This is a genomic window from Okeania sp. SIO2B9, from assembly GCF_010672505.1.
GTDB classification, from domain to species: Bacteria; Cyanobacteriota; Cyanobacteriia; order Cyanobacteriales; family Microcoleaceae; genus Okeania; species Okeania hirsuta.
The window spans coordinates 1-5273 of the sequence record NZ_JAAHGK010000462.1; the positions used below are offsets into that span (position 1 = coordinate 1).

2 protein-coding genes are annotated in these 5273 nt (G+C 33.3%); one reads left to right on the forward strand and one right to left on the reverse strand.

The genetic code is table 11. From position 1 onward, the window contains the following. Nucleotides 1-207 precede the first annotated feature (207 nt). Nucleotides 208-1680: a DUF4403 family protein gene (locus F6K13_RS16920; protein WP_287287871.1), complete on the forward strand. Its 1473-nt coding sequence runs from the start codon at nt 208-210 to the stop codon at nt 1678-1680. A 1539-nt stretch (nt 1681-3219) separates the two neighbouring features. Here F6K13_RS16920 and murJ read toward each other — a convergent pair. Then, the gene (gene murJ, locus F6K13_RS16925) at nt 3220-4839 is read right to left on the reverse strand and encodes a murein biosynthesis integral membrane protein MurJ (RefSeq protein WP_287287872.1); all 1620 of its coding nucleotides are present in this window, start codon (nt 4837-4839) and stop codon (nt 3220-3222) included. Nucleotides 4840-5273 lie beyond the last annotated feature (434 nt).

The window sequence follows — 5273 nt, forward strand, 5'->3', positions numbered from 1 at the left end:
TATTCATTTAGTATAACTTACTAAGGTTAGCTAACGATCAATTTCATTTATATTTCACTCTTTGGAGACTAATTCGTCCTTCCAATATATGAGTTAATAACTCATAACTGATAGCTGATAGCTGACGACTGAATGTTTACCCCACGGCTTATTTACTTGAGGGGGGAAGCAAAGTTTCAATATTTTAAGTTTATACAAATAAAATCAATGAAAATATCCTCTATTCCACGAGTAATAAAATTTTTTATTTTAATGATATTCGTGCTAATTGTTATTATTTTTTCTTCGAGAGCAGCTTTTAAGGGAATAAATATTCAACCTAAACTGCCGGAGTTGACATCAGCTAATACATTTCAACCTGAGCGTAGTGAAAGTATATTAAATCTACCTGTAAAAATTCCTTTGACTGATATTGAGAAAGCATTGAATCTGAATATTCCTCAGACATTTGTGGGTACAGAAGCTGATCCTACAGATTTGCTCTCTAATGATAATCTTACCTACGAAATTAATCGCAAAGAATTAAGTATTGGTACTCAAAATAATCTGATAACTTTTTCAGTACCAATATTAGGAACTGCAAGAGTAAAAGGTGAAGTTAATTTACGTCTTTTTGAGATACCAGTTAGTGTGGAGACAAATATTGCAGGTACAATTTTTGGTGATCTTTCTTTAGGAATAGATAATGAATGGAATATTCAACCGAATCTAAATGTATCGACTAATTTAACTAAAGCAGAAGTACCAATAAAAAATATTGGTACTATTAGTATTCGTAGTCTTCTGAAAAAACAGGTGGATAAGGCTATTAATAAAGAGAAGCCTAAATTAATCGCTGAACTTGTTAAAAATTTAAACCTAAAAGCAGAAGTAACAAAACAATGGAATAATTTGCATTTGTCAGAAAAAATAAATCAAGACCCTTCAATTTGGATTAAAACTGAACCACAAAGTATTAGTTTCAAAGAGTTTAATTTGAGTGATGGTGCAAATGTTCAATCTGGAATTGCTATTAAGATGTTTGTCGATACTTGTATATGTAAAGAAGCTCCTGTTATTAATTTTAAACCGTTGCCTAATCTTACTATTCAAGAGCAGATAATAGATAAGTTTTTAATAAATTTACCTGTGCAAGTTTCCCTTGATGAATTTAATAATACTCTTCAATCTAAAGTTAGGGGTAAGTCTTTGTCTGTTGATGAAAATCTGAAACTCATTGTTAATGAAATTAATTTATCTGCATCAGGTGAAAAAATTCTTGTTAAGGTTGATTTTAAGACTGATAAAGACAGTTTGCTTCAGGGAGCAAAAGGAATATTATATCTTTGGGGTAAGATTTTTTATGATAAAGAGTCTAATAATCTGAAAGTGGTTGAACTGGATTATGATGTTGATACAAAAAATACTTTATTATCAACAGCAGATTCGCTTTTGAAACCTGTTTTACTTGAGCAAATTGAAGAACGTCTTTCCTTCCCTTTAGACCAAGAATTAATTCGAGCTAAAGATGAAGCTAATGAATATATCCAGAAGATAAAGTTGCCTTCGGAAATTGATGCAAATATTGAGGTTAAAACAATTGAAGTTGAAAAGGTTATTGTGACGAATAATGATATTTTTATGGTTTTAGTAGCAGATGGAAATATGTCTGCTCTTTTAAATTTAGGGAGTAAGGAGTAGAGAGTAGGGAATAGTGGGAATTACACAAAAAAGAAGTAAAAAATAGGCTCAAATATAGACAAGTAGATGTTTTGATGTCAAAAAGGCATGAATCATTAATTAGCAAAAGTTCTAGCTATTTTTAGTTTATTGAAGTAATTCCCTTACCTAAACTGAAATTCAGGTATTTTTTCTGCCATAAAATTTCTAAGTACCAATAGGAAAGAAAAAATACTTTATTTCATTAATATGAGAACCGCTCTCAAAGTAAAAGTTTCAATATTAATTCCTGTTTCAAAAGTAATAAGTTAATACCTTATGACTGAGAGTTTGCCGCTGAATGCTTACTTCAAATTTTATCTCTATCTACGCTCTTTGATATCCTCTACAATTCTATTTTCTCTAACAATTTCTTCTATGTCGGAGGTAAAATCATTTGTTGTTTTAATCAGATATCCCGTATCAATAAATCCTATTATGTAAGATAAAATTCCTGCACCTGATAGTCATTCTAGGCCATTGAAAAATATTGTGTTGAGGATATTTTGGTGTCTTTTCTAGTTCCTCTTGAATGAAAAAGGATAGTTTAAGGTTTTTCTGTCTTGTTATTCTCAACTTTTCTACTATTGCGTATGGGGAAATAGTCTTTTCATTCTCTGAAGCACTCAGCCTCTGAGGTTAGTTCTGAATTTTTGCCTATTGCCCATGGCAAATATAAGCTTCAGGAAATGAAAAATTCCGCCTTGGAGAGTAGTTGTGAATTTTTGACTATTGCCTATGAGAAATAGTAGTTTCATTTCCTGAAGCACTAAACTCAGAGGTGTGTTGTAGATTTTTGACTATTGTGGATGGGAAAATAATCATTTTATTCTCTGAAGCACTCCAACTCTGAGGGGAGTTGTGAATTTTTGACTATTGCCTATGGTAAATATAAGCTTCAGGAAATGAAAAATTCCGCCTCTGAGGGAAGTTGTGAAATTTCTGACTATTGCCTCTGGTAAATAGTAGTTTCATTTTATGAAAAATTCCGCCTCTGAGGGAAGTTGTGAAATTTCTGACTATTGCCTCTGGTAAATATAAGCTTCAGGAAATGAAAAATTCCGCCTCTGAGGGAAGTTGTGAAATTTCCGACTATTGCGTATAGAGAGATAGTAGTTTCATTTTATGAAGCACTCAAAGTCTGAGGGAAGTTGTGAAATTTCCGACTATTGCCTATAGAGAAATAGTAGTTTTATTTCCTGAAGCACTCCAAGTCTGAGGGTTGTTCTGAATTTCCGACTATTGCGTATAGCTAATTTCATTTTATGAAGCACTAACCAAAGGGTAAATTATCAAAACTACTTTTGACCTATATATCTATATAGATGTAGTAGTCACAAAGGAATAAAAATATCAACCTTTTTCTTAATGCGATACATAGCACTACCTATTTAAGGTTTCTGTCGGAAAAACTTAGTTAAAAATACCTTTAGCTTTTGACTTGTGACTTACGGGTAGTAGTTGAACTGGCGATCGCTTTGTTAGTGGAGAAAAAAAGATAAAAGCTAGGAGGATGTCAACTCAAATTCCCAATTTCTGTCTAATTCGACTAACAAAAATATCAACCTCTGGCAAATTCATTTTCATTACTATCAAACCAAAAATAACTAACCCCGAAAAACTTGCCAAACCAAGTTCTAATAACTGGACAAAAAATCCCTCACTTCCCAACACTAATTGACTCCCCCAAAGCACACCCCAACAAACCAAACCAGTTGCCAAAGTTCCAGCAATTAAACCAGTAAAAGGTCTTAACCATTCTCCCCAAGGTAAACCTCCTAGTTTCCTATCTAATAACAATAGAAAAATTACCATTGAAATTAAATTTACTCCCACCGTTGCCAATACCAAACCAGGAGCACCAAAAGCATTAATTAACAAATAATCTAACAGAGCATTCAGAAAAATATTAATCACACTAATCTTAAAAGGAGTTTCTCCATCTCCCAAAGCATAAAAAACTCTGACTAAAACATCTCTTCCCAAATAAACAAACATTCCTACTGCATAAGCTGTTAAGACAGAAGCGACAAATTTTGAAGCTGATAAATCAAAAGCAAAACGTTCATAAACTACCCTCACAATCGGCAAAGCTAACATCACCATAATTGCACTTAAAGGCAACATGGTAATTCCTGTTAATACCAAAGCTTGACGAATTCGATATTTTAAATCTTGCCAATTTTCCGGTGCAGCTAATCGAGAAAATATTGGTAAAAAAGGAACTAAAATAACATTAGAAATAATTCCCAAAGGAGTCTGTACCAATAAACCAGAATAACCTAAAGAAGCAGCAGCTTGAGGAATATAAGAAGCAAAAAATAAATCTGTATAAACATTAATATGTAACATTCCCGAAGACAAAGTTGCAGGTATCATTACTTTAGTAATTTCTTGTACTCCTGGGTTGCGGAAATTAAATCTTAATCGTAATTTTCCTAAACCTGCTCGCCACAATGCGGGAACTTGAATTAACCATTGTAATATGGCTCCGATGAGGGTGCCCCAGGCTAAAACTAAGCCTCCCATCATGGCATATTTTTGTTCAATAATTTTTTCTCCTAATTGCAAAACTAAGATAAAAATTCCTCCTAATAAAGCCACACTAGAAAATAACGGACTAATAGAAGGTAACCAATACATATCCGCAGCATTAAGAGCACCAAAACCAATACCTATTAATCCTGCTAGTAAAGCCATTGGGGCCATGATTTGGAATTGTTGGATGGCGATCGCTCGAATTTCTAGACCTGTTGTTGTTTGGCTTAAACCTGGTGCTACCAGGTCAATTAATGAATGGGCAAAAATAATCAGACCAATTGTTACTAATAATAGGACTCCACCGACTAAAGTTGTGATGGTTTCTATTAGTGGTGCTGCTTCTGAGTTATCCCGTTTTGCCAAGACACTGACTATGGCACTATGAAATGGTCCATTAATTCCTCCTAATAGGACTAATAAAAAGCCAGGGATAACGTAAGCGTAATTATAGGCATCCACTGCTGCACCTACTCCGAAGGCGGCGGCGATCGCCTGTTGACGTACTAGGCCAAATATTTTACTGATTAATGTGGCTATTGCTACGATACCTGCTATTCCTGCTAGGGAACGAGAAGATTTTTGTGATTCTGATTTAGACACGACTACAAATAGTGATGTTGCTTCAATAAGTTTAATCACGATTCAGTATTCAGGGATAGGGAACCGGAGATTTGTTTTTTTTGCTGCTTTTTATTTAGGAGTTAATTGAATGATGAAAAAAATATAGCAAATCATCAAAATAGTTTATGAGTATTTAACTGACAATCATCAGAATTCAGCTATTAGCTATTAGCTATCATTAATAACTGATAGAAGGAAATAAAAGCAACTTTTGAAATTGAGAGAGAATTAAAAGTATCGTCATTTTAGTTGAGATTGAGACGAATGTTTCTTGCTGTTAAAGGGTTTCAGCTAAAAAACTGTTTGATTATTATTTTAAATGACTATAACTGGCAAATTAAGCTCTTTTAACTTTAGAAGGAATTATTCATTATTTGCTGATAACTAATTGTGCTTAAGCTGAATGATGAGTA

What these genes read in the sequence shown, in the direction of transcription:
- F6K13_RS16920 (WP_287287871.1), top strand. Translation starts at nt 208, where the DNA reads ATGAAAATATCCTCTATTCCACGAGTAATAAAATTTTTTATTTTAATG.